The organism is Shewanella sp. c952 (assembly GCF_019654975.1).
Lineage (GTDB): Bacteria > Pseudomonadota > Gammaproteobacteria > Enterobacterales > Shewanellaceae > Shewanella.
In genome coordinates, this window is sequence record NZ_BPEW01000007.1 from 63,781 (window position 1) to 83,976 (window position 20,196).

17 protein-coding genes are annotated in these 20,196 nt (G+C 44.8%); 14 read left to right on the forward strand and 3 right to left on the reverse strand.

What is annotated here, in order from left to right; genetic code table 11:
- Positions 1–77: 77 nt before the first annotated feature.
- The 3 genes from K5R16_RS07200 to priA form a co-directional block, all read right to left on the reverse strand.
- Positions 78–647, reverse strand: a complete 570-nt coding sequence (locus K5R16_RS07200) for an SPOR domain-containing protein (protein WP_220736854.1) — start codon at positions 645–647, stop codon at positions 78–80.
- A 10-nt stretch (positions 648–657) separates the two neighbouring features.
- A complete protein-coding gene (gene argS, locus K5R16_RS07205) occupies positions 658–2,403 on the reverse strand; it encodes an arginine--tRNA ligase (RefSeq protein WP_220736855.1) in 1,746 nt (581 codons plus the stop codon).
- Positions 2,404–2,528: 125 nt separating this feature from the next.
- Positions 2,529–4,724: a primosomal protein N' gene (gene priA / locus K5R16_RS07210; RefSeq protein ID WP_220736856.1), complete on the reverse strand. Its 2,196-nt coding sequence runs from the start codon at positions 4,722–4,724 to the stop codon at positions 2,529–2,531.
- Positions 4,725–4,820: 96 nt separating this feature from the next.
- Here priA and K5R16_RS07215 point away from each other — a divergent pair, with 96 nt between their 5' ends.
- The 14 genes from K5R16_RS07215 (at position 4,821) to K5R16_RS07280 (ending at position 20,189) form a co-directional block, all read left to right on the forward strand.
- Complete coding sequence (locus K5R16_RS07215; RefSeq protein ID WP_220736857.1) at positions 4,821–5,558, forward strand: FimV/HubP family polar landmark protein; 738 nt, start codon at positions 4,821–4,823, stop codon at positions 5,556–5,558.
- 179 nt (positions 5,559–5,737) lie between these two features.
- The gene (gene rpmE, locus K5R16_RS07220; RefSeq protein WP_012156969.1) at positions 5,738–5,950 is read left to right on the forward strand and encodes a 50S ribosomal protein L31; all 213 of its coding nucleotides are present in this window, start codon (positions 5,738–5,740) and stop codon (positions 5,948–5,950) included.
- Between the two features lie 248 nt (positions 5,951–6,198).
- Positions 6,199–6,978 (forward strand): thermonuclease family protein, encoded by a 780-nt coding sequence (locus K5R16_RS07225; protein WP_220736858.1) that lies wholly within the window; start codon positions 6,199–6,201, stop codon positions 6,976–6,978.
- Positions 6,979–7,161: 183 nt separating this feature from the next.
- On the forward strand, positions 7,162–8,412 hold the full coding sequence (locus tag K5R16_RS07230; RefSeq protein WP_220736859.1) for a malic enzyme-like NAD(P)-binding protein: 1,251 nt from the start codon (positions 7,162–7,164) through the stop codon (positions 8,410–8,412).
- Between the two features lie 426 nt (positions 8,413–8,838).
- Entirely contained in the window at positions 8,839–10,755 is a 1,917-nt protein-coding gene (gene csrD, locus K5R16_RS07235) for an RNase E specificity factor CsrD (protein WP_220736860.1), read from the forward strand.
- 213 nt (positions 10,756–10,968) lie between these two features.
- The gene (locus K5R16_RS07240; protein ID WP_220736861.1) at positions 10,969–11,850 is read left to right on the forward strand and encodes an MSHA biogenesis protein MshI; all 882 of its coding nucleotides are present in this window, start codon (positions 10,969–10,971) and stop codon (positions 11,848–11,850) included.
- On the forward strand, positions 11,847–12,458 hold the full coding sequence (locus K5R16_RS07245; protein ID WP_220736863.1) for a PilN domain-containing protein: 612 nt from the start codon (positions 11,847–11,849) through the stop codon (positions 12,456–12,458). Before K5R16_RS07240 ends, K5R16_RS07245 begins: the two co-directional genes overlap by 4 nt.
- Positions 12,455–13,111 (forward strand): type 4a pilus biogenesis protein PilO, encoded by a 657-nt coding sequence (locus K5R16_RS07250; RefSeq protein ID WP_220736864.1) that lies wholly within the window; start codon positions 12,455–12,457, stop codon positions 13,109–13,111. Before K5R16_RS07245 ends, K5R16_RS07250 begins: the two co-directional genes overlap by 4 nt.
- Positions 13,092–13,427: an MSHA biogenesis protein MshK gene (locus K5R16_RS07255; RefSeq protein ID WP_259649790.1), complete on the forward strand. Its 336-nt coding sequence runs from the start codon at positions 13,092–13,094 to the stop codon at positions 13,425–13,427. Before K5R16_RS07250 ends, K5R16_RS07255 begins: the two co-directional genes overlap by 20 nt.
- A gap of 4 nt (positions 13,428–13,431) precedes the next feature.
- Positions 13,432–15,108, forward strand: a complete 1,677-nt coding sequence (mshL, locus tag K5R16_RS07260) for a pilus (MSHA type) biogenesis protein MshL (protein ID WP_220736865.1) — start codon at positions 13,432–13,434, stop codon at positions 15,106–15,108.
- Positions 15,109–15,110: 2 nt separating this feature from the next.
- On the forward strand, positions 15,111–16,019 hold the full coding sequence (locus K5R16_RS07265; protein WP_220736866.1) for an ExeA family protein: 909 nt from the start codon (positions 15,111–15,113) through the stop codon (positions 16,017–16,019).
- Positions 16,016–17,233, forward strand: a complete 1,218-nt coding sequence (locus tag K5R16_RS07270) for a lipopolysaccharide assembly protein LapB (RefSeq protein ID WP_220736867.1) — start codon at positions 16,016–16,018, stop codon at positions 17,231–17,233. The genes K5R16_RS07265 and K5R16_RS07270 overlap by 4 nt, the downstream gene beginning before the upstream one ends.
- Positions 17,233–18,969: a GspE/PulE family protein gene (locus K5R16_RS07275; protein ID WP_220736868.1), complete on the forward strand. Its 1,737-nt coding sequence runs from the start codon at positions 17,233–17,235 to the stop codon at positions 18,967–18,969. Before K5R16_RS07270 ends, K5R16_RS07275 begins: the two co-directional genes overlap by 1 nt.
- Positions 18,969–20,189: a type II secretion system F family protein gene (locus K5R16_RS07280; RefSeq protein WP_220736869.1), complete on the forward strand. Its 1,221-nt coding sequence runs from the start codon at positions 18,969–18,971 to the stop codon at positions 20,187–20,189. The genes K5R16_RS07275 and K5R16_RS07280 overlap by 1 nt, the downstream gene beginning before the upstream one ends.
- Positions 20,190–20,196 lie beyond the last annotated feature (7 nt).

The following is a 20,196-nucleotide window of genomic DNA, read 5'->3' on the forward strand; positions in this document are numbered from 1 at the left end:
GCAGTTTACCTTATTTATTGAAGATACAAAAAAGCGCTGCTTGGGCAGCGCTTTAAAATAGTGAATAGGTTTCGAGGTTAACTTTCCCAGAACCAGATTTGGCAGCCGTTTGTGCCAGAGTTTTGTAGCACATGACGTTGTCTTTCTGCATCACGTTTCTTGTCATAAGGACCAAGAACGACCTTGTACCAAATACCGCTTGAACCTTTCACTTTGCGAACTTGCGCTTCCAAGCCTTGGAAGGCGATCATCGCTTTAAGTTGATTAGCCTGAGACTCTTTTCTAAACGAACCACACTGCATCTGGTATGGACGCTTTGGTTTGTCTGAAACCTCGGGCAGATCCACTTCTACCTTTTTATTCTCTAGCTCTTCAAGATAGGTCCACTCCTCTTGAGGGGCGGGAGGTAGCGCGTTGGGATCTTTCTTAACCGCGGCCTTTTTAGGCTTTTCTACCACCACAGGTGTAGTTACAGCTTCGTCAGTATCGCTCAGTAGCCACAATACATAACCAAAACTAACTATGCCCGCGAGGGTGATTAAAAATATTAATAACGGGAAACGCTTAGGCGGATTTCCCTTTGACCCACGCTTTTTGGCATTGCCTTTGCGCGTGGGTTTACGGTTTGCGTAGTCACGACTGGTCATGGTGTTACGATTACATCCGCTCTAAAGTGTCTAGTCCTAGCAAGTTAAGCCCCTGCTTAAGTGTTTTAGCTGTTAGTTTGGCTAACAGTAAACGGCTCTTCTTTTGTGCTTCGGTATCGGCAGCCAGCACTGGACAAGCTTCGTAGAAGCTTGAGAATGCGCCCGCAAGTTCGAACAGGTAAGCACATAATGCATGTGGCTGACCTTTATTCACAACGCGGTTCATCACTTCACCAAACTGAGCCAACTTGGTACCAAGATCTTTCTCTTTTTCATGCTCAAGCACGATTTTAGCATCGCTTAAATCAACATCTTGTGCACGCTTGAAGATCCCTGCAACACGAGTGTAAGCATAAAGTAGGTATGGCGCTGTGTTACCTTCAAAACTGAGCATCTGTTCAAAGCTGAAGATATAATCGCTAGTACGGTTTTTAGAAAGATCGGCATATTTCACCGACGCAATACCGACTACGCGCGCGATTTCAGCGAGTTCAGCTTCATCCATATCAGGATTCTTACTACGAACAAGTTCAAGTGCGCGAGTATCAGCTTCTTTAAGCAGATCGATAAGTTTTACCACGCCACCGGAGCGAGTCTTAAATGGACGGCCATCTTCGCCATTCATGGTGCCAAAGCCCATATGTTCGAAGCTCATCTCTTCACGGACAAATTTGGCCGTTTTAGCGAGCTTGAACACTTGCTGGAAATGCAGTGCTTGACGTAGGTCGACAAAATACAGCGCTCTATCCGCTTTTAATACGTTTGAGCGGTAGCGCATGGCTGCCATGTCACTCGTTGCGTATAGGTAGCCGCCATCTGCTTTTTGAATAATAACCGGCAGTGGCTCACCTTCTTTGTTTTTGAATTCGTCTTGGAAGACAACTTTAGCGCCATTACTTTCAGACAATAGGCCTTGGCTATCTAAATCAGCAACTACTTGCTCTAAATCATCGTTGTACGAGCTTTCGCCGCGCACATCTTGGCGAGTTAGACTTACGCCCAAACGTTCATAGATCTCATGGCAATGGCTGAGCGAGATATCGTTAAACTCACGCCATAGCTTGTTGCAGTATTCATCGCCAGATTGCAATGCAACCACAAGCTTACGGGCGCGATTGGCAAAATCTTCTGATTCGTCGAAACGCACCTTAGCGGCGCGGTAAAAGTTTTCTAGATCTGAAAGCTCCATTTGTGCTTGTTCGCCATTGGCTGCACGTAGTTCTTCCATGTAAGCCAGTAGCATACCGAACTGAGTACCCCAGTCACCAACATGGTTTTGGCGGATAACATTGTGGCCCATAAACTCAAGCGAACGCACTACGCTGTCACCGATAATGGTCGATCTTAGGTGGCCAACATGCATCTCTTTAGCTAGGTTTGGCGACGAATAGTCAACAACCACTGTTTGTGATTCAGGCAAGGTCACGCCTAAATGGTCACTATTGAGCGCATCCATTAATTGATTGGCAAGAGCGTTGTCATCAATAAAGAAGTTGATGAAACCGGGGCCAGCAATTTCTACCTTTTCTACATGGCTAGATTGCGGCAAGTTATCGATGATCAACTGGGCAATTTCACGCGGGTTCTTGCGTGCGGCTTTGGTAAGCATCATCGCCAAGTTAGTCGCAAAATCACCGTGACTCTTATCTTTGGTTCGGTCTACTTGAATGCGGGCTTCAAAATCAGCAGGAACAACACCTTGTTGTTTAAGGGCATTTAACGATTCAGCGAGTAAAGATTGAGTATGTGATTTCATTGGCGTTTAATCGGCACTTACAAGTAATGAAAAATAATAGGAGTAACCGACTATTTTAGCCGCTTGTGGCACCTAATTACTATCCTCTAGCGAACTTTTTCTGCTTTAGTTTAAATAAACTCGATTTAAAGTAGATCTTGTGGATCACGATCGAGACTCCAGCGACACTTTTTAGCTAACGGCAGTTGCTCAATTTGTGGCAATGCTTGTTCAAAGGCTTGTTGCAGTTGGTTGCGATTCTTAGTTTGAAACAGCAGTTGGCGGCGGTATTTACCGGCTTTTCTGTCAAGTGGTGCAGGCATTGGGCCAATCACTTCACACTCTTCGTTTTGTGGCAGTAGCGCGCCTATCTGGCTAAGCAGCGCATCTGCATCGGATGCTTGATGCGCTTCCGCGCGAATAAGGATCATGTGCCAAGCTGGAGGCAGTAACGCTTGCTTACGCTCATTGAGCTGATTACGTGAGAATTCACCGTAGCCTTTGTGCATCAACTCGCGCAGCATAGCGTTATCGCTTTGGTGGGTTTGCAGTAACACTGTGCCCGGTTTGTTTGCACGGCCCGCACGGCCTGATACTTGAGTATAAAGCTGACCAAAACGCTCAGGCGCTCTAAAGTCGGCACTAAAAAGCGCACCATCGACATCAAGTAGGCCTACCAGAGTTACATCAGGAAAATGATGACCTTTGGCAAGCATTTGGGTGCCGACTAGAATTTTATATTCACCTTTATGAATTGCATTTAGGTGACCCTCTAGTGAGCCTTTGTTACGGGTGGTGTCGCGATCAATGCGCACAACAGGGTGGTTAGGAAACTCTTTTTCTAAAAAGCTCGCGAGTTGCTCGGTACCGACTCCTTGTCCTGCCAGCATGGTGCTACCACATTGATGACATTGCTTGGGGATAGCGTATTGATTGCTACAGTGGTGACAACGGATTTCACCCAGTGCTTGATGCACAGTAAAAAAGGCGTCACAGCGGTCGCACTCATGTAGATGGCCGCATTCATGACAAATTAACGCTGGGGCAAAACCGCGGCGGTTAAGAAATAGTATCACTTGATTGCCGGCATCCAGGTGAATGCGCATCTCATTAAGTAGTGCGTGGGACATGCCTGAACGCAGTGGCTGATTACGAATATCGACAATCCCTTGGCGCACTTTTTCGGCGTTACCTGCGCGCTTACCCAGTTGCAGATGCTGATAACGGCCGCTAAGGGCATTTTGTAAAGTCTCAAGTGATGGTGTTGCTGTACCTAAAAGTACCGGGATATCCTCAAGATGACCGCGCATAACGGCCAGATCGCGAGCGTGATAACCCACCCCCTCTTGCTGCTTAAAACTTGAGTCATGCTCTTCATCTAAAATGATCACCCCTGGGTGCGCCATCGGGGTGAATAGTGCTGATCGCGTACCAATGATGATGGCAGCTTCGCCAGTTTTGGCATGACGCCACGCATCTAGCCTTTGGTTATCGGTTAAGCCAGAATGAATGACGGCCACTTTGACATTAAAGCGGCGTCTAAAGCGGTTAATCGTCTGCGGGGTTAAGCCTATTTCGGGCACCAGCACCAATGCTTGCTTTCCTTGTTTGAGGATGGTTTCAAGCAGCGCCAAATAAACTTCTGTCTTGCCTGAGCCTGTTACCCCTTCAAGCAGAGTGCAGTGATAATTTGATTGTTGGGTCAACGTCGCAACGGCGATGGCTTGCTCGGGGTTAAGTCTGTGGGGCTCCTCGGTCATTTCAAGCTCAGTCTGCCAGCTTAAGTCGACAGTGCCGATGCGTGACTGTTTAGCAATCCAGCCTTTATCTTCAAGTGCTTTAAGCGCCGCTTTACTCAGTTCTAATGTGGTTATCTCATGATGCTCAAGTTCGCGCTCTGTGAGTGCATTAAATAACTTTCGCTGGGCGGGAGCTCGATTTAATTGGTTAACATCGGCTTCGCGGCCCGTATCCGTTAAACTCCAGTAGCTTACTGTTGCGGCTTTGGCTTCGGCGCCTTTTCTCAGTGCCACAGGTATGGCTTGAGAAAGCATTTGCCCAAGGCTACAGAAGTAATATCTTGCAGCCCAAGCCGTTAGTTTATAGAGTGAATCAGGTAACAGTGGTGCATCGTCTAAAATGCTAATCAGCGGCTTTATTTGTTTTGGCGTTAAGTTACAGCTATCAGTTACCGCAGTAATAAGGCCAATAAGTTGCTGACGACCAAATGGCACTTGGACTCGCATGCCTATTTGAGGCGCGATGTTGATATGGTCTGGTACTTGGTAGCTAAAGGTTTGCCGCATTGGGACGGGCAGTGCGACCTCAACAAACAAAGGCATAAAACTCTATTTCGATAGGAGATAAGCCGTTAGTGTACCGAGGCGAGTCAGTCAGAGCTAGTCAGATTTAACTAATATGTAGATTCAAAGGAAACGATGAAAAAAATAATAATATTAGCATTGGTGACGTTAGCGCTATTTAGCACAACGGTTATTGCAGAAGTCTCTCACGTCAGCATCAATCAAAGGCTGTTTGAGTTGGGTGGTTATCCTAAGCTAAAGGTCAATATTGTTTCTAGTCATAAAAACCCTAATAAGGTGCAGTTCTTTTTACGCCAATCAGTTGGTGAAGAACGTTTGGTAGCAAAATCTCTAAATAGTTTTTCATTATTAGTTAGCGGTGTTGAGGATGTGGTTGATAACGAAGCGGTATTGGTGGTTAAAGAACACCGCATTAACCGTTGGCGAGAAGTGAGCGTACTCAGTATATTTGACGGTGGAAGTGTGAGTAGCCAAGCGGTTGAGGAGATTGCTAGTACACCGCTGCCAGTTAACGCTCAGCAACCTGTAAAGAGCAGTAAAGAGATTGCCAGTACCCGCACAGCAAGTACCGCAATGGTTACTGTGAAAGTAAAAGATAACTGCAATATCGACTTTAATGGCAGTGAAACTCTTTGGCGTATCGGTTTGCGTCAGTCTAACGTGTGGGGCATCAGTACATACGGCGCAATGCTGGCCATTTTTGATGCTAACCCGAGAGCATTTAGAAAAGATAGCATTAACGGCTTAAGAGCTGATGCACAGTTACAATGTCCGTCTCAGGCAACATTGGATCAGTATAGTGATGCGGTTGCGGCTGAAGAACTCTACGATTCGATGGATCAACCTTTATAGGGCTGAGTTTTTCGTTAGCGAATAGCGTGGCGCAGGCGACTTGAACTTTTATTGGCGGGGCGCTTGAATCTCGGTATGAGTTACTGTATCATCCTGCGCCCTAAACTATCTATTAACTGCATGTGGTGTCCGACTTCGGGTTGGAAGAGCGACATGGCCTTAAACTTGAGGTAATTCCAATGAAAGCAGGCATTCATCCTGATTATGCAGAAATCACTGCAACTTGTACTTGTGGTAACGTTATCAAAATTAACTCTACTGTAGGTAAAGACTTACATTTAGACGTTTGTGGTGCATGTCACCCATTCTACACTGGTACCCAGAAAGTTATGGATACTGGCGGACGTATCGATAAGTTCAACAAGCGCTTTGGTGCACTTGGTAAGAAGTAATTTTACTTCTACATTGAATTTTAAAAAGGCGCCTTTTGGCGCCTTTTTGCTATTCTGGATTTGAGGTTTAGCTTTATCGAAGCGCATTGAGTCATAGTTGGTTGAGATGGAATTCAAAATGCTGCGACCAAGCGGCCAATTTCTGTTTGGCACCGCTTAGTAACAAAGTACGGATTAAAAGGCGTATCGAAATAAAAAAGGGTGTTCGAATTGATTAACGACTTAAATGCAATAGGTATGAGGTGCCAATGAGATTACTGCAACTATTCACTAGTTTGTTATTGGTCGTTATAGCTCCATCGCTGCAGGCGAGTCAGTGTATGCCAATCCATTTCGACGAATCGGTAGTGCTCGATTATGTTAATGATGGCGATACGCTTACTCTGCAAGATGGCCGGAGGGTGCGATTGATAGGAGTTGATGCGCCTGAAATAGATTTCAAGTCTAGCGCTTTATCACAGTCATACGCTGTTGAAGCTAAATCGTTTCTACAAAGTCACCTCAAGCCTGGACAAACACTCAAATTAGCATTTGACCAGCGTAAGCTAGGTCCTTATGGTCGCACACTAGCCTATGTATATACCGAGCAAGGCGAGCATTTGCAGGAGCTACTGCTTGCTAATGGTTTTGCCAAGTCAAAGGTGTTTCAAAATGATATGTTTTGGCAGTGTTTAGCCGATATTGAAACTGTTGCACGACGTAATAATATCGGCCTATGGCAACATCAAGACTATAAAGTCCGCGCGGTGGAAACTCTTTCAAGAGAGGATAGCAACCGTTGGTTAGAGATCCGAGGAGTTGTAACTGGCTATGAAAGAAAAGGTCAGCTTTTTGAGCTTATAATCGATGAAAAGTTAGTTTTGATGATAACTAAGCAAGATATTAGTAAGTTTGACAACATTTTGAACCTAAAACTGCTACAAAGCCCCGTTTTAGTGCGAGGCAAGGTGTATTTTTCTTACAGTAAGTGGCGGCTAAATGGCACCCATCCATCACAGATAACCGTTGAAAAAGACAGTTTGAAATAATATATAGCGATAAAGTTAAAATTTTGGCAGATCTTATTTGAAATGCTTCTATATTCGAGTATCTTAGCGGCTATCAGTATACGATTTTATTTAGGTTTACATTTTAAAGACCTTAACCTAAACAAACGTTTTGCTGTCGACCTTTCGCTTTGGATTATATTAGTCGCACTCAGGATTAGAAAAATGGCAGATCTTCGTCAACAAGCCCTCGATTATCATGAATTACCCGTACCAGGTAAAACAGCAGTTTGCCTTACAAAACCCGCTGAAACGAGCATGGACCTAGCACTGGCGTACAGCCCTGGTGTTGCTGAGCCTGTTCGTGAAATTGCAGCAAACCCTGAAAATGCATATCGTTATACAGGCAAAGGTAATACCGTTGCTGTGATCTCTAACGGTACTGCTATTCTTGGTCTTGGTAATCTAGGTCCACTGGCGTCTAAGCCTGTGATGGAAGGTAAAGCGTTATTGTTTAAACATTTTGCCAATATTGACGCGACTGATATTGAAGTTAAACATAGAACTTCAGAAGAGTTTATTAATACTGTTGAGGCAATTGCTGACACATTCGGCGGTATTAATCTTGAAGATATTAAAGCACCTGAGTGTTTTGAAATAGAAAAAGCCTTGATTGAGCGTTGTAACGTTCCGGTCTTCCATGACGACCAGCACGGCACTGCAATTGTCACTGCCGCAGGTATGATCAATGCTTTAGAGATCCAAGGTAAGTCGATTGAAGAAGCGGTATTTGTTTGTATGGGGGCTGGCGCTGCTGCTATCGCCTGTATGACGATGATCGTTAAGTGTGGTGCGCAACGCGAAAATATCTACATGCTAGATAGAAAAGGCGTTATCCACACTCGTCGTGAAGACATTAACGAGTATAAAGCACTGTTCGCTAATAACACTGATAAGCGCACGTTGCAGGATGTTATTAAAGGGGCTGATGCTTTCTTAGGTTTATCTGGCCCCGACGTACTGGGTGCTGAAGATGTTGCTTTGATGGCTGAAAAACCTGTGATTTTCGCTTGTTCAAATCCAGACCCAGAAATTAGACCTGAAATCGCTCACGAAACGCGTAAAGACTTAATCATGGGTACAGGCCGCAGTGACTATCCTAACCAAGTGAACAACGTATTGTGCTTTCCATTCATTTTCCGTGGTGCATTAGATGTGCGTGCTTCGCAGATTAATGATGAAATGAAAATTGCTGCAGTGCATGCGATTGCGAGCTTAGCTAAAGAAGCGGTTCCTGCTTCGGTACTGGCTGCATACCCTGACGTGAGCTCATTAGAGTTTGGTGCGGAGTACGTTATTCCTAAGCCAATGGATCCGCGTTTATTGCCAAATGTGGCTAAAGCGGTAGCGCTTGCAGCGATAGAATCAGGTGTAGCAAACATTACGACGCTGCCTGTGGGATATATGGAGTCGTAATTACTCATTTAAATGAGATGAACAAAGGGGCTTCGGTCCCTTTTTTGTTTTCTAGCGTTTTATTTTGCCTTTTACTAGCCGCTGTTTAATAATCGCTAGTAGTTAGCTATACCGTTTAATTGTTAATATTAAAATAATACCAATCAGTATAAAGGTTTGATCGCTCAGCGAGAGTTTATCGGCTTTGAGGTAAGGCAATGAACAATGGGCATAGTTATTCTACGTTCAAGTTCATTAACGCGGCATCAGAGCCGCTAAAACTCGCCGGTAAGGAGTGCTTTTGGCTTCCTACTTCGGTGTTGAATAAACTCATAAGGGATTAACCATTGTGTCATTTATTCGCCTTGAATTAGTTCGCCAAAAAACACTCTGAGTAGATCAACTTCTTATACAGATTGGTATAAGATCCTGCAGGAAGCGGACAGAATGATACTCACTCGAATTCTTACCAAGAAACTCACTAGCTTTTGGCTTATGTCGTTAGCTGGCGTCGCCTTTATCTGTTTTATCACTGCTATGTTTAGTTTTTTTCAACTGACCTACGCATTTCAGCAGCAAAAAGTGTCTGAACTTGAAAGCATGTTGCAACAGCAGTTTGCGGTAAATATTGCACCTGAAGAGCGCTGGGAACTTAATAATTGGTTGCCGCCTTTATTGCATGCTTATCAGGCAGAGTCATTTGTGCTTAGCAAAGAGAAGGTGACATTGTTTGAATATCGTCAGGATAAAGCACAGCCAGCGGGTGTGCGATACAGTAGCAAACTTGAACATGGCTTAAAGATGGAACTGGTGTTACCTCAACCGTTTAATAAGCATGAAGTCAGCGCTTACGAGTGGATGATTCTTGTGGTGGGCTGTATTGCTGTGATGCTGTTTGTTCGGTTTGGTTTTCGGTGGTTTTCAGAGCAACTCAACGGCATTGAAGATTTGGCTCAACGGGCGAATCTCATTTTAACCGGTCAACGTGATAAAGCCCTCGCAGAGAAAGGTCATGGCAGACCTAGGATGATCAACCGTGCTATGACACAGTTACTGCTTGAACTTTATGAGGCGCATAAAGAGCGTGCAAGATTCGATCAGTTTATTCGCTCGAATACTTTCTTAGATGCCGAGACCGGTATTGGTAACCGTCTGTTTCTGAAAAATCGCCTAGATGCGCTAAGTAATAGCAGCGGCATGATGACGCCGGGTGTTTTGTATCTGTTTGAGATGGAAGATCTGGATCTGTTAAGCCGAGAAATCGGTGAGCAAGAGCTCAATGAAATGCTGTCTCAAATTATTACTACCATCAACCAAATCTTAGTGAGCAAAGCGAACACCATCTTCTCGCGTCGCTCCTACAATCAGTTTGCTGTTGTTGTACCACAAATTTCGCAAAAAGAGGCTGATCAACTGGCTGCCAAATTACTAAAAGCAAGCTTAAGCCGAATAGATAGCCTTATCGATACCCCTGATGATTTTCTGCATTTTGGCGGCGCTTATTTTGACGTTGGCGATGATAAGGATGCTTTAGTTGAAGAGGCTGAACAGGCATTACGTTCGGCGCAGTTTCAAGGCGGTAGTAGTTGGTTTATGTACGACAAAGGCGCTGTTGATGGTGACTTATCAAAAGGCTCAGTACGTTGGCGCAGCTTCTTAGAAAATGTGCTGGTGAGTAAGCGGGTTTTCTTGTTTTCTCAGCCCGTGGTCGATAGTGATCTAAATGCACATCATCAAGAGGTCTCGTGTCGTCTACGTGATACACAAGGTAATTTAGTGCGTGCAACGCTATTTTTACCTATGGCGATAAAGTGTGGTTTAACGCCTCAGATTGAGCGGCAAGTGATTGAGATGGTGTTGTTTGACCTTTTGCCGAAACAAAATGATACCAGCCTGAAGTTCAGTATTAACCTAAGTTTGGATACATTGACCAGTCGTGCGTTTATACGTTGGTTGAAAACCACGTTATTGGAATACAGGCACTTAGCTCCGCGGATTATCTTCGAAGTCAATGAGGATATCTTAGTGCACAATCAAGAGGTATTAACGGAACCGCTGGATATGATCAGCAAGATGGGGGCTGGTGTCTGTGTTGACCGCGTTGGACAACAAGTTGTGAGCACTGAATATTTACAGCGTTATCCTATATCATTGATTAAATTACATCGCTCTATTGTCAGTCAAATACACTTGCGCGCAGAAAACCAATTGTTTGTTCGAAGCTTAATAGCGGGTCTGTTTCGTACCGACGTTCAAGTTTGCGCCGAAGGTGTTGAAGTTTTTGAAGAGTGGCAAACATTGCAGATTTTAGGTGTAAGTGCAGGACAAGGCAGTTTTTTTAGTGAACCAGTAGAAGAAGTCTAGTTGTATATAAATAATACAGGTGTTCGGCATTACAGGTTTTATAGATGTTTTTCTATAATATTCAGCTATTAGTGGTTACACTAATGACATAAGAAGACTATTGTTCTAACCTCAATAAGTGCTCCTGACAAACTAATAAAAAAGTCGTTCTCAGAATTCGACATAAATTAATATTTTTTCGGTAGAAATTGACAGTATTTAAGGCATGGATGAATGGAAGATAGCTTGCTAAGCAAACTTCACTTTTGGAAGAAATCAGCTCCGACCATAGAGTTAGGGTTGTATGTTTGTGTCGATAAAATATACGCATATCAAAGTAGTAGCGATACTTCTCCTGAACAGTTTTCTAGTTTCAGTTTTAAAGAGTTTGACTGGAAAGATGCTTTTGAACAGCTAGTCAAAGCACTGGGGTCTGCAAAAGTTCAAATGGTGTTATCCGCCGATTTTTATCAACTTATACAAGTCGATAAACCAAATGTTGAACCAGAAGAGATGAGTGCGGCACTACTTTGGTCAGTAAAAGACCTAGTAAGCCAACCTGTAACCAATATCCATCTAGATTATTTTGAATCATCTAAGCAAACCACTAATAAAGTTAGTGTCGTCGTTGCAGAAAAATCAAAATTAACCAGTCTTCTAACGGCCGCGAAAGCCGCCGGTGTTGAGACCTGTGGCGTAACGATTGAAGAGATGGCGATAACCAACCTGTTTAATGACACTCAAGCAAGGTTACTGCTGAGCCATCGCACGGGTGGCGAGCTTTTGCTTGCTGTTGTGAAAAATGGTGAGCTATATATGCAGCGAAGAGTGAGAGGCTTTTTGCAGTTAGATACCGTCGCGGCAGAAGATTTAGCCTTTGGCTTGGCTGACAATTTAAGCCTAGAGATCCAACGCTCAATGGACTTCTTTGAAAGCCAGCTGCGAGAGGCGCCTGTGGCTTCTATTGATCTATTAATGCTGGGTGCTCGTGACCAACTTGCTGCTTTAGTCAGTGAAAACTTCAACCAAAGCGTGACACCTTACCAAGCTGAATCTGTCGATGCGGTCTTTTCACAGATGGCGTTAGCTGAGTTTTCAAGAGGTGAATCACAATGAAGTTAAGAGTCAACCTCTACTCTGAGTCACTATTTCCAACAGAGTTACGCTTATCCTTTTTAAGGCTAAACCAAGTACTAGCAGGCTTAGTTATAGTGCTATTGCTAGGCAGTGCTGTTGCTTATGGGGTTGTTTCTAGCCTTGAGTCTGAAAAGAATGAATTGCAGCATGCTAAAAGGTTATTGGATGAGCAAAAAGCTGAGCTTGAAGATGAAATAGCTAAAAGGAAGCCAAGTGCTACTTTAGTTGCTGAAGTTGAACTAAAAGCGCAACAGCTAGAGCTTAAACAGATGTTAATCGGCAAGCTGAGTCAGCAGGAAGAGCTAACAAGTTATGGTTACTCGCCGTTAATGACTGATTTGGCCAGCGTGGCTGATCGCAGTATTTGGCTTAATCGTATACAAGTGAACGAAAATCGTTATATTTTTGAAGGATATACCTCGAATCCGCAAAGTGTGCCGAATTGGATTGATCGATTGAAAACCACCACCACACTCAAAGGGCATGCATTTGCTTCGATGACGATGAGCCTAGGGGAAGATCAGCCGCTAGCTTTTAAATTAACCAGCGATGCTATGGAAGCCAACGCGGCGGAGGTTAGCAAATGAAGCAGTATTGGACTGATTTAGCTGCCAAGTTTGATCTGCTTAGCCAACGTGAAAGGGTTTTGGTGGCTGCTGCAGTGTTGATTGTGGTGGGGATGATTTTATATCTACCATTAGAATCCTTGTTGACCAAGCATACTCAGCTGAAGCAACAGATAGCATCGCTTAAAAATGAGAACAATATCTCTGCGCAACAAATTGCACTCTATCAGCAAAGTTTAGCAACCGATCCCGATACTGAATATCGTCAGCGTTTAGCCAATATTATTCAGCAGACCAAACAGATTGATGAGCAGTTGTCTTTTGAGATGGTTGATATGGTGCCAGCTGACCATATGCCTGCTTTGCTTGCAGGACTACTTTCAAATGTGAAAGGCATTAAGTTAAAAGCATTTACCTCTATTGCACCTACGCCACTATTGGAAGTGGGTGAAGAGAAAAAGATGAACTTGTATAGTCATGGCATCAAACTTGAGTTTACAGGGGACTATTTTTCGGTATTACGTTTTGTTGAAGCTGTTGAAAATATGCCTAATAAACTCTATTGGCGCAGTATGGACTACAAAGTTGGCGCCTACCCCAAAGCGGCTATCACCTTAGAACTTTATACCCTCAGCATAAATAAGGACTTTATTAGTGTTGCTAAAACAAATTAGTTGCTCGGTACTTTTCCTTGTTGTGAGTGGGATGTGCTTTAGTCTCAATGCAGCCAGCTTGCGAGATCCTACGCTGCCAGGTGCTGGCTCGACTGCAACGAGCTCAGCTGCAGTCAAAGTGGATAAGACATTGACGCTAAATAGCGTGGTCATAAAACAGAGTGGCGCCTTTGCAGTGATTAATAATGAAATATATACAAAAGGCCAGCGAGTACAAGGCGTTAAAATTGTACAGATTGGTAAGGATGCTGTGTCGTTAGCGGATGGCCGTAAATTGACAATGTTTAAAGCGATTACAGAGATTAAGGGACAATAACCAGATGCGCTCAATATACTATATAACCCCTTTAATGACTTTGTTATTGGTGGCCTGTCAGACTGTAGACCGCCCCAACCCTGTAGAGTCAAAGCAGGCGATTGCGGAATCACTGGCTACAGCGGAAAATGCAGCCTTAGCACCGCCACCTGCGGTATTACCAGACGAAGTACAAAGAGAATTAGCCTCAAACAGTTTGCTGGCTGGTTTTACTCCCGCTAAGAGAGCTGAACGTCGTTTTGATGTGTCGGCCCATGATGTCGATGCCAAAGTATTCTTTCCAAGTTTGGTGCAAGGTACGCCGTTAAGTGTTGCTGTTCACCCTGATGTGACGGGGACAGTATCCCTTTCTTTAAAAGGGGTAACGCTTAACGAAGCATTGCAAGTTGTTGAAGATATTTATGGTTACGAAGTCAGCCGAGAAAGCCGCATTTTACGTATCTATCCAGCGGGAATGCGTACTGAAACATTTTCTTTGAATTACCTGTATATGGAGCGTCAAGGTCTATCGTTAACATCAGTTAACTCTGGACGGATTTCAGACAGTAACAATAGCTCAAGTGGCAGTAATAATAGCAACAGCAGCGGAAACAGTAATAACTCGAATAGCAGCTCTAACAGCGACTCGAATTCAAGCGGTGAAAGTAGTGAACAAACTAATGGCACCTTTATCCGTTCTAAGACAAAATCTGATTTTTGGGGTGAGCTAAAAGAAACGCTGGTCTCAATTGTTGGCGATAGCGGCGGCGGACGCCAAGTGGTGGTCACTCCCCAAGCTGGACTCGTGACTATTCGCGCTTATCCAAATGAGATTAGGCAGGTGCGTAACTTCATTAAAACTGCTGAGAGCCATCTACAACGTCAAGTTATTTTAGAAGCTAAAGTACTAGAAGTCACACTGTCAGATGGATATCAGCAAGGTATTCATTGGGAGAGTGTATTGGGTCATGCTGGCAGCACTGACATCACGTTTGGCACCAGTCCAAGTACCGGTCTGAGCGATAAGATCACTAGTGTATTAGGCGGTGTCACCTCTCTACAGCTTAAAGGTTCTGATTTCAGTACCATGATTAGCTTGCTTGATACACAGGGCGATGTCGATGTACTGTCGAGCCCACGAGTTACCGCGTCTAATAACCAAAAAGCCGTGATTAAAGTCGGTACCGATGAGTACTTCGTTACCGATGTCTCTTCAACTACGGTTGCGGGCACAACACCTGTGACGACACCTGAAGTTGAACTCACTCCGTTTTTCTCTGGTATTGCACTTGATGTGACTCCGCAAATTGATGCCGAAGGGAATGTGTTATTACACATTCACCCATCAGTTATCGATATTAAAGAGCAGGTTAAAACGATTAAAATTTCTGATAGCACTTTAGAGCTACCCTTAGCACAGAGTGAAATCCGCGAATCAGATACTGTGATTAAAGCGGCCAGCGGCGATGTCGTAGTGATCGGTGGTTTGATGAAGAGCGAGAACGTTGAGCTGGTTTCAAAAGTACCATTGTTGGGCGATATTCCTTATTTGGGTGAGGCGTTTACTAACCGAGCCAATTCTACTGTTAAAACAGAATTGGTTATCCTGCTTAAACCAGTGGTCGTTGGTGCTGACACTTGGGAGACTGAACTTAAGCGCTCTCAAGAGCTACTTGACCGTTGGTACCCTGAGGAGGAGTAGGCTTGTACCTGCAGCACTTTCGGTTAACTGAAACGCCATTTTCATTGACGCCGAATACAGAATTTTTCTTCGGTTTAGCACCGCATGTAGAAGCCTTACAAGTGCTGCAAACAGCGTTGCAAACCGGAGAGGGTTTTATCAAGGTGACGGGGGAAGTCGGCACAGGTAAAACCTTAATTTGTAGAAAGCTTATCAACGAACTACCTGAGCGATTTCATTGTGCTTATTTGCCCAATCCATATTTAACGCCCGACGAGCTTCGCTGGGCGGTAGCAATGGAGTTAGGGCTTAAACATTCCGCTCAAATAGGTCAACAGCAACTCACGGGTTTGATTCAGCAGCAATTGATGGCACTCAGTGCACATGGCCACTCCATTATCTTGGTGTTAGATGAAGCGCAAGCGTTGCCCGATGACAGTTTAGAAGCGTTGCGATTATTTACTAACTTAGAAACAGAGAGCCGTAAGCTGTTACAAGTGGTGTTGTTTGCTCAGCCAGAGCTTGATGAAAGGTTGGCGCAAAATAAATTTAGACAATTAAGACAGCGGATCACCTTTAGCTATAGCTTGCGCTCGCTCACTTTAGACGAGTCTTCTGCGTACATTCAGCATCGTCTGCAAGTTGCTGGAAGTGAAGGCGAGACGTTGTTTACCCCTTTGGATTCGAAACGTTTAGCAAAAGCTGCGCGAGGGATCCCCAGATTAATCAATATTTTGTGCCATAAAGCATTAATGGTTTGTTTTGGTGAAGGTGCAGCAAAAATCTCAAAGCAGCATGTTGATGCCGCTATTGCAGACACTGAAGATGCCACTGTGTCCAAGGTTTCTTTGTTAGTTTGGGTATTAGCGATAGGCGCAATCATTGGCATGATATCCGCTGTTATTTATTGGCTAAAAGGAGGCGTTGCATGAGTGTCATCAACAAAATGCTCAAAGACTTAGATAAACGACAACAGCCTCACGGTATTGAAAGCATGGCCAAGCCACAAAGTGCAGTCATGCCGCAGCGACAGTCAAAGCGGCCATTGATGTTTGCCTGTTCATTATCATTATTGCTTGGTGGTTTAGTCGTTTATTTCGTTATGGAAACAGCTTCGATTGAAACGGCTGCTAGCCATTTGGCGGCGCAAAAAAATAATGTTGAACAGCTGCCAGTAACGGCAAAGCAAGATATTGACCCTAGTCACCCGGTGAGTATTGATGGCAGCGTTATGACTAAAGCTAGTGCCGCCACACCTGTAAATGTTGTCAGTACTCCTGCTGTAACAGAGTCAAAAATTGAGGTGGCGAAAGACGCTAAGCGCGAGCCTATCTCTGAGAATATCGAGTTAGCTAAAGTAGCGCCTGAGAAAGTCGATACTCCAGCCCAGCAGCCAACAGAGGTGCTGAGTAACAACATCGATATTGTTGCTACAAACACGCCGAGTCAGAGCGATACAAAGCTGATAGCTAAAAAGCCTGCAAGTTCGATGAGCATTGCGCCGGCTAAACGGGAGAATCGAGATAGATATTCCGGCAGCAATATGGCGGTTAAAGAGGTTAAGTTAACCCCGCAGCAGCTAGCACAGAAACAGATGATTTTGGCTAACGACGCTCAGCAGCAAGGCTTACACAGTGATGCATTAACCTACTATAAAGCGGCTTTATCCTATAACCCTGCGCTCCATCAAGCTAGGAGACAGGCTGCCGCACTTTATTATGGTCAGAATAAGCTATCTGAGGCTGCTTTATTATTGAAGCAGGGGCAATTGTTATTTCCACAAGAATATGAATATGCGCTGCTACTTGCTCGAGTGCAGCAATCAGCAGGGCAAAATAAACAGGCATTGAGCAGCTTAGCGCAGATCCCCGATACTAGCCCTCTCGCGGTTAAAAAATGGCATCAGCAGAGCGATTTGGCACAAAAAGAGCAGAACTTTCCGATCGCAGAACAGAGTTTTAGACAGCTAGCTAAAAATGAACCTAGCCAAGGGCGTTGGTGGATGGGGCTCGGCTATGCGCTTGACGCTCAAAATAATTATACCGAGGCTAAAAATGCCTACAATCAAGCCTTGGCACAAGGGAACCTGTCATCGCAAGCACAAGCTTATGTCGATAATCGATTGGTGCAGTTAGGAGCATACTAGTGAAACCTAAGTTAAAAATGCGGTTGGGTGATCTGCTCGTTCAAGAGCACATCATTACTGACGACCAGCTCGGTCAAGCCCTTAGTGAACAAAGAAACTCGGGCAAGAAGCTCGGGCGCACGCTAATCGATCTCAACTGCATTACCGAAGAGCAGTTACTAAAGTTTCTGTCTCAGCAGCTTAATATTCCTTTTTTAGATATCAGTAAGCGCTCTATCTCTCCAGCGGTTGTTGGATTGCTGCCAGAGGTACAGGCACGCCGATATCGTGCATTAGTCGTTGAAGATCAAGGGGAGTCAGCCCTAGTCGCGATGAGTGACCCTGCCGATCTGCAAGCGATGGATACCTTAGAAGATCTGTTGGCTCCAAAGCGGATTAAAATTGCGGTTGTCACTGAAAACCAATTGCTTGATGCTTTTGATAATCTTTATCGCCGTACAGAAGAGATCGCAGAGATAGCGGGTAAGCTTGAAGAAGAGTATGCCGCTGACGATCTATTTGACCTTGCTAACCTAACCGATGGCGACAGTGATAACGAAACCACTGTGGTTAAGTTATTGCAGTCGATATTCGAAGATGCAGTGCAGATGCGTGCCTCGGATATCCATATCGAACCCGGTGAAAACGCCTTAAGGATCCGCCAACGTATTGATGGCCAGTTGCACGAAAATGTATTGCCAGAGGTTAATATTGCTGCAGCGTTAGTGCTACGTTTGAAACTGATGGCTGGGCTTGATATCTCTGAAAAACGTTTGCCGCAAGATGGCCGTTTCCATATGGAGATTAAGGGTCACAAGATTGATGTACGTATGTCTACCATGCCGATTTATCATGGTGAATCAGTCGTTATGCGTCTTCTGGATCAATCTGCAGGCTTACTAACACTGAATGAGACCGGTATGCCGCCCGAGATGTTGGCGCGCATTAGAAGACAGATTAAGCGCCCTCACGGTATGTTGTTGGTTACAGGGCCTACTGGTAGTGGTAAAACCACCACCTTGTACGGTGTACTGAGCGAGTTAAATACCGCTGACAGAAAAATCATCACCGTTGAAGATCCGGTCGAGTATCAGTTGCCGCGCATTAACCAGGTGCAAGTTAACCATAAGATAGGCCTGGATTTCTCTAACGTACTCAGAACTACCTTGCGTCAAGATCCCGATATTATCATGGTGGGTGAGATGCGAGACCAAGAGACGGTCGAGATTGGTCTACGTGGTGCATTAACCGGTCACTTTGTCCTTTCTACGCTGCATACCAATGATGCGGTAACCAGTGCGTTAAGGCTGTTAGATATGGGGGCTGCGGCTTATCTAGTCGCCAGTGCACTTAGAGTGATTATCGCTCAACGCTTGGTGCGCCGGGTATGTCAAAACTGTGCTAACCCCTACACACTTACCGCACAAGATAAAGTGTGGTTGTCTACTGTTAGCAAGTTAGACTTTGCTAATGCGACCTTTAGAACTGGCTCTGGCTGCCAAAGCTGTAATGGCAGTGGTTACCGTGGTCGAATTGGTGTGTTTGAGATCTTAGAACTTGATGAGCCGATGATTGATGCTATGCGCTCAGGTAATCCGCAAGAGTTTACTAACGCCGCTTATAATAGCCCTAATTTTACCCCATTAGCAGATTCAGCCTTAGAGTATCTTGCCCAAGGGATGACAACCATTGAAGAGGTTGCCAAGTTGGTTGAAGATGTGAGTGATGACACGCTCGTGATCGGTGAGGGAGCATAATGCCAAGTTATCAGTATCGAGGACGCAGCGCACAAGGAGAGCAGGTGACCGGCCAGTTAGATGCTAGCTCAGAAAGCGTCGCGGCTGACCAACTGATGTCTCGTGGCGTGATCCCGTTAGAGCTGTCGCTTGCCAAAGAGGTAAAGCAGTTTTCGCTCAAGTCACTGTTCAAGGGCAAAGTCGCACTTGATGAGTTACAGATCTTTACGCGGCAGATGTATTCACTGACTCGTTCGGGCATTCCGATTTTAAGAGCTATCGCGGGTCTTTCTGAAACTACCCATTCACAACGCATGAAAGATGCCTTGAATGATATTTCTGAGCAGCTAACATCGGGTAGGCCACTGTCCTCTGCGATGAACCAGCACCCAGACGTATTTGATGCGCTGTTTGTGTCGATGATCCACGTGGGCGAAAATACCGGTAAGTTGGAAGATGCCTTTATTCAACTATCAGGGTACATAGAGCGCGAACAAGAGACCCGCAGGCGTATAAAGGCCGCTATGCGTTACCCTATATTTGTTCTAATCGCTATCGCGATAGCCATGGTGATCCTCAATATTATGGTTATTCCAAAGTTTGCTGAGATGTTCTCGCGCTTTGGTGCTGACTTGCCTTGGGCAACTAAGTTACTGATTAACACTTCAAGTATATTCGTTAATTACTGGCCGGTGATGATCGTCGTGCTAATTGCATCTTTCGTTGGTATTCGATATTGGCACAGTACCGAAAAAGGCGAACGGCAATGGGATCGCTGGAAACTGAATATTCCTGCTGTCGGCAGTATTATTGAACGTTCGACCTTGTCTCGTTATTGCCGCAGCTTTTCGATGATGCTCAGCGCCGGTGTTCCTATGACTCAAGCGCTAAGCTTAGTGGCTGACGCGGTTGATAATGCCTATATGCATGACAGCATAGTGGCCATGCGGCGCGGTATCGAGTCGGGTGATTCAATGCTCAGAGTACATAATAGCAGTCAACTATTCACACCACTGGTGCTGCAGATGGTCGCTGTCGGTGAAGAAACTGGTCAAATAGATCAGTTACTTAATGACGCGGCAGATTTTTACGAAGGTGAAGTCGATTACGACCTTAAAAACTTAACGGCAAAGTTAGAGCCGATACTGATTGGTTTTGTCGCCTGCATTGTATTGGTGCTTGCATTAGGCATATACCTGCCGATGTGGGATATGCTCAATGTTGTTAAAGGTGGCAGCTAATGGCCGT

What these genes read in the sequence shown, in the direction of transcription:
- K5R16_RS07200 (WP_220736854.1), bottom strand. Translation starts at nt 647, where the DNA reads ATGACCAGTCGTGACTACGCAAACCGTAAACCCACGCGCAAAGGCAAT.
- argS (WP_220736855.1), bottom strand. Translation starts at nt 2,403, where the DNA reads ATGAAATCACATACTCAATCTTTACTCGCTGAATCGTTAAATGCCCTT.
- priA (WP_220736856.1), bottom strand. Translation starts at nt 4,724, where the DNA reads ATGCCTTTGTTTGTTGAGGTCGCACTGCCCGTCCCAATGCGGCAAACC.
- K5R16_RS07215 (WP_220736857.1), top strand. Translation starts at nt 4,821, where the DNA reads ATGAAAAAAATAATAATATTAGCATTGGTGACGTTAGCGCTATTTAGC.
- rpmE (WP_012156969.1), top strand. Translation starts at nt 5,738, where the DNA reads ATGAAAGCAGGCATTCATCCTGATTATGCAGAAATCACTGCAACTTGT.
- K5R16_RS07225 (WP_220736858.1), top strand. Translation starts at nt 6,199, where the DNA reads ATGAGATTACTGCAACTATTCACTAGTTTGTTATTGGTCGTTATAGCT.
- K5R16_RS07230 (WP_220736859.1), top strand. Translation starts at nt 7,162, where the DNA reads ATGGCAGATCTTCGTCAACAAGCCCTCGATTATCATGAATTACCCGTA.
- csrD (WP_220736860.1), top strand. Translation starts at nt 8,839, where the DNA reads ATGATACTCACTCGAATTCTTACCAAGAAACTCACTAGCTTTTGGCTT.
- K5R16_RS07240 (WP_220736861.1), top strand. Translation starts at nt 10,969, where the DNA reads ATGGAAGATAGCTTGCTAAGCAAACTTCACTTTTGGAAGAAATCAGCT.
- K5R16_RS07245 (WP_220736863.1), top strand. Translation starts at nt 11,847, where the DNA reads ATGAAGTTAAGAGTCAACCTCTACTCTGAGTCACTATTTCCAACAGAG.
- K5R16_RS07250 (WP_220736864.1), top strand. Translation starts at nt 12,455, where the DNA reads ATGAAGCAGTATTGGACTGATTTAGCTGCCAAGTTTGATCTGCTTAGC.
- mshL (WP_220736865.1), top strand. Translation starts at nt 13,432, where the DNA reads ATGCGCTCAATATACTATATAACCCCTTTAATGACTTTGTTATTGGTG.
- K5R16_RS07270 (WP_220736867.1), top strand. Translation starts at nt 16,016, where the DNA reads ATGAGTGTCATCAACAAAATGCTCAAAGACTTAGATAAACGACAACAG.
- K5R16_RS07280 (WP_220736869.1), top strand. Translation starts at nt 18,969, where the DNA reads ATGCCAAGTTATCAGTATCGAGGACGCAGCGCACAAGGAGAGCAGGTG.